Here is a 5,069-nt window from a genome sequence, read left to right on the forward strand (position 1 = left end):
ACCCCCTCGGCCCACGCCGCACCGTCGGCCGACGCCGAGAACGACTTGCACCGCCCGTCCGCCGACAACGCCCGCTGCCGCGAGAACTCCACGAACGGCACCGGTGAGGCCATGACGGTCACTCCTCCGGTGAGGGCGAGCGAGCACTCCCCGCGCCGGAGCGCCTGCACGGCCAGGTGCATGGCGACCAGGGAGGAGGAGCAGGCCGTGTCGACGGTCATGCTGGGTCCCTCGAGGCCGAGGGTGTAGGAGACGCGGCCGGACAGCACGCTGGAGGCGCTGGAGGTGAAGAGGGTGCCCTCGACGGAGCCGGGGGCGAGTTCCAGGAAGCGGGTGGAGTAGTGCTCGTACATGCATCCGGCGTAGACGCCGGTGCGGCTGCCGCGCAGCGTGCCCGGGTCGATGCCGGCCCGCTCCAGCGCCTCCCAGCACGACTCCAGGAACAACCGGTGCTGCGGATCGGTCGCCAGCGCGCTGCGCGGGCTCATCCCGAAGAACGCCGCGTCGAACTCCCCCGCATCGTGCACGAACCCGCCATGACGCACGTACGACGTACCCGGCGTCTCGGGGTCGGGGTCGTACAACCCCTCCAGATCCCACCCGCGATCGACCGGGAACCCACTGATCGCGTCCCCCCCGGAGGCCACCAGATCCCACAACTCCTCCGGACCGGTCACCCCACCCGGAAAACGACAGGCCATCCCGACGATCGCCACCGGCTCGTGCCGGCGACCCTCCTCGTCGGCGAGTTGCCTGCGGGTCTCCGCCAGCTCGACGGTCGCACGCTTGAGGTAGGCGCGGAGCTTGTCCTCGGTTCCCATCGGTCGGGCCTTTCCGGTCGCGTTCATGTCGTCAGAGTTCGTTGTCGATGAGGGCGAAGATCTCCTCGTCGGAAGCGGAGTCGATCTTTCCCACCACCGTGTCGGGACGGTCCGTGCCGTCCGGTGCCGCGCCGAATCTGGCCAGGCCGCTCTGCAGTACGGCGACGAGCTTGCTGCGGACGGCCTCCCCGTCGCCGTTGGCGCTGGTGAGCATGGATCCCACGCGTTCGAGGGCGCCGCGCAGCATCTCCTCGGGGGAGGGCGGCGCCGGTGCGAGCGTGCTGAAGAGGAACTCGGCGAGCGAGCTGATCGTGGGGTGGTCGAAGACGACGGTGGGCGGCAGGCGGAGCCCGGTGTCGGTGTTGAGGCGGTTGCGCAGTTCGACGGCGGTCAGGGAGTCGAAGCCGAGCTGGTTGAAGGCGCGGTCCACGCTGACCTGGTCGGGGCTGCCGTGGGCGAGGACGGCGGCGACGTGAACGCGGACCCTCTCGGTGAGCAACCGGATCGCCTCGTCCCTGGTGAGGGTGGCGAGACGGGTCATCAGCTCGGCCACGCCGGTGGCGCTCCCGGTTCCCGCGGTGCGGCGGGGGGTGCGGACGAGGCCGCGCAGCATGGGCGGCAGGTCCCCGGCCTCGGCGCGGGCCCGCAACCCGGCCGCGTCCCAGCGGGTGGCGACCACCAGCGGGTCGAGGCTCGCCAGAGCGGCGTCGAACAGCTCCAGGCCCTGCTCCACGCTCAACGGCGCCACCCCGGCACGCGCCAGACGCGCCACATCCGCAGGCGACAGGCCACCGGTCATCTGCGAGGCCGTGTCCCACAACCCCCACGCGATCGACACCCCCGCCAAACCCTCCCGGCGGCGGTGAGCGGCCAGCGCGTCCAAGAACGCGTTCGCGGCCGCGTAATTGCCCTGACCGGGATTGCCCACCACCCCGGCCAGGGAGGAGAACAACACGAACATCGACAGCCGGTGGTCGGCGGTCAGCTCGTGCAGATACCAGGCCGCGTCCGCCTTCGGCGCCAGCACCGCATCCAACCGCGAAGCCGACAGCCCTTCCACCACGGCGTCGTCCAGCACACCCGCGGTGTGCACCACCCCACCCAGCACCACCCCGTCCAGCACCGCGGCCAGCGCGTCACGATCGGACACATCACACGCCACCACCTCGACGCGAGCACCCAGGCCTTCCAGGTCGGCCACCAGCTCACCCGCCCCCGGAGCCGACAGACCCCGCCGCGACAGCAACAACAGATCCCGCACCCCATGACCCGTCACCAACCGCCGCGCCACCAACGCCCCCAGACCACCGGTACCACCGGTCACCACCACCGTCCCCGACACCGGGACCGGCGGTCGTGCCTCAAGGGTGCGGCGGGTGAGCCGGGGGGTCAGCATCCTGCCGTCGCGGACGCGTACCTGGGGCTCGGTGACCGCGGCCAGCGGCCCCCAGTCGACGTGGTCGTCCTCGACCTCGGCCAGGACGAACCGGCCGGGCTGCTCCGACTGCGCCGACCGCACCAGCCCCCACACCGCGGCACCCGCCGGGTCGCCCGCCCGGGTGACGAACGTCAGCCGGGACTCGGCCAGCCGCTCGTCCCGGATGGCCTCCAGCACCTGCGTGGTCAGCTCGCGGACGCGGGCGGGCATGCCGGGCAGGTCGCTCACGCACGGGATCACCACGGCCTCCGCCACACCGTCCCCGGCCGGCGTCTCGACCCAGTCCACCCCGTAGGCGGCCTGGGCGGAGCCGGTCAGCGCCCCGGACGGGACCGCCCGTACCCGGATCGAGGCGAGGGAGAGCACGGGACGCCCGGCGGTGTCGGCGGCCTCGACGGCGCACTCGTCCGTCTCCGCGCCCCTCAGGCGGACCCGCAGCGCGCCCGTCCCGGGCTGGAGGAGCCGCAGGCCGCGCAGCTCGAACGGCAGCCGCACCGTCGTGGTGTCCCCGGCGACGAGCAGCGGGTGGAAGGCGGCGTCGAGGAGGGCGGGGTGGACGCCGTACCCGGCCGGGTCGATCTCAGCGGGCAGCGCCACCTCGGCGAACAGCTCCTCGCCCCGGCGCCACACCGCACGCAACCCCTGAAACGCCGGACCGTACTCGTACCCCCGCTCGGCCAGCCGCTCATAACCCCCCTCCACCTCCACCGGCTCGGCACCCACCGGCGGCCACTCCACCGCCCACGGGTACGAGACACCGGTGCCGGGCGCGGAGGGGCCGTCGCCACCGGGGGTGACCGTGGCCGACACATGGCGGGTCCAGGAGGAGTCCGCGGAGTCCGCGGAGTCCGCGGAGTCCGCGGAGTCCGCGGAGCTTGCGGAGCTCGCGTCGCAGGGGCGCGAGTACACGCGCACCGGCCGGGCACCGGAGGCGTCGGCGCGCTCCACGACCACCTGGACCGCCGTGCCGCCGCCCGCGGGCAGCGTCAGCGGGGCCTCGAACACCAGCTCGTCGACCAGGTCGCAGCCCGCCCGGCCACCGGCCTCCAGGACCAGCTCGGCGAGCGCTGCCCCGGGGAGCACGATCGTGCCGGACACCACGTGCCCGGCCAGCCACGGCGTGGCGGTGACCGACAGCCTGCCGGTCAGCACGTCCGGGCCGTCCTCGGGCAGGTCGACGGCCGCGCCGAGCAGCGGGTGGCCGGCCTCGCGCAGGCCCGCCGAGGCCAGGTCGGCGGCGGCCGCGGGCGGGTCGAGCCAGAAGCGCTCGCGCTCGAAGGCGTAGGTGGGCAGGTCCGCGTGGTCGCCCGCGCCCACGGGCGCGGACCAGTCCACGCTCGCCCCGGCCGCCCAGGCGCGGGCCAGGCAGTCGGCGAGCGCGTCGGGTTCGGTACGGTCGCGGCGGTGCAGGGGGAGGATCACGGTGCCCTCGCGGGTGACGCAGTCGTGCGCCATGCCGGACAGCACCGCCCGCGGCCCCACCTCCACGAGGACACCGGCTCTCTCCTCCTCCAGCCGGGAGATCGCCGTCCGGAACAGGACGGGCCGGGTGATCTGGTCGAGCCAGTAGCGGGCGTCGGTCCAGGTCCCGTCGATGCCGGTGACGGCGGCCGTGCGGGGGTGGCCGAACGTCACCCGCGCCAGCTCGGCGGCGAACGCGGGCAGCATCGGCTCCATGAGCGGGGAGTGGAAGGCGTGGCTGACGGACAGCCGCCGGGTGCGCCGGCCGCGGGAGCGCCACTGCTCGGCGAGCGCCAGGCACTCCCGCTCCGCACCGGACACGACCACGGCGGCGGGACCGTTCACGGCGGCGACGCCGACGCGCGACTCCAGCCCGATCAGCGTCTCGGCGACCTCCTCGGCCGTCGCCTCCACCGCGACCATGGCGCCGGGTTCGCGCAGCTCCTGCATGAGCCGGCCGCGGACGGCGATGAGGCGGGCCGCGTCCGCCAGGGACCAGACACCGGCGGCGTGCGCGGCCGCGTACTCGCCCACCGAGTGCCCGGCGACGAGGTCGGGGCTCATCCCGTACGACTCCAGCAGCCGGAAGGCGGCCACCTCGAAGGCGAACAGCGCCGGTTGCGTGTAGGCGGTCCGGTCGAGCAGGTCGGCGCCGGGGCTGCCGGGTTCGGCCCACATCACGTCGCGCAGCGGCCTGTCGAGGTGGGGGTCGAGGGCGGCGCACACCTCGTCGAGGGCGGCGGCGAACACGGGCGCGGTGGCCGCGAGTTCCCGGCCCATCCCGGCGCGCTGCCCGCCCTGCCCGGTGAACAGGAACGCCGTCCTCGGCCGCTCCACGGCCACTCCCTCGACGACGGCCGCGAGTTCCCGCGTACCGGCGGCGTACGCCGAGAGCGCGACGGTGAGGCCGTCATGATCGTGGGCGGTCACGACGGCGCGGTGGGGGAAGGCGGTGCGGCCGGCGAGCGTGCGCGCCACGTCGGCGGGGGCGGGCCGGTCGCCGGAGGTGACGGCCGCGTGCAGCCGGACGGCCTGGGAGCGCAGGGACCGGGCGCTGCGGGCGCTGATCGGCCAGGCGATCGGCCCCGGGGCGGGGGCGCTCCGGGGGGTCGCGGGTCCGGGGGCGGGGGCCTCCTCGACGATGAGGTGGGCGTTGGTGCCGCTGATGCCGAACGAGGAGACGCCCGCGCGGCGGGGCCGGGTACCGGCCGGCCAGGCACGGGCCCCGGTGAGCAGCTCGACCCGTCCGGCCGACCAGTCGACGTGGGGGGTGGGTTCGGTGACGTGCAACGTCGGCGGCAGCACCCCGTGCCGCATCGCCTGCACCATCTTGATCACCCCGGCCACCC

The 5,069-nt window shown here is 74.7% G+C and carries 2 protein-coding genes; both read right to left on the reverse strand.

Going from position 1 to position 5,069, the window contains the following annotated elements:
- On the reverse strand, positions 1-848 hold an 848-nt coding region (locus ACZ6RT_RS37415), incomplete at its 3' end, for a beta-ketoacyl synthase N-terminal-like domain-containing protein (RefSeq protein ID WP_399197366.1).
- Between the two features lie 4 nt (positions 849-852).
- Complete coding sequence (locus ACZ6RT_RS37420; RefSeq protein ID WP_470158859.1) at positions 853-5,049, reverse strand: SDR family NAD(P)-dependent oxidoreductase; 4,197 nt, start codon at positions 5,047-5,049, stop codon at positions 853-855.
- Positions 5,050-5,069: the final 20 nt, after the last annotated feature.

The organism is Streptosporangium sp. NPDC050148 (assembly GCF_055586505.1).

What these genes read in the sequence shown, in the direction of transcription:
- ACZ6RT_RS37420 (WP_470158859.1), bottom strand. Translation starts at nt 5,049, where the DNA reads ATGGTGCAGGCGATGCGGCACGGGGTGCTGCCGCCGACGTTGCACGTC.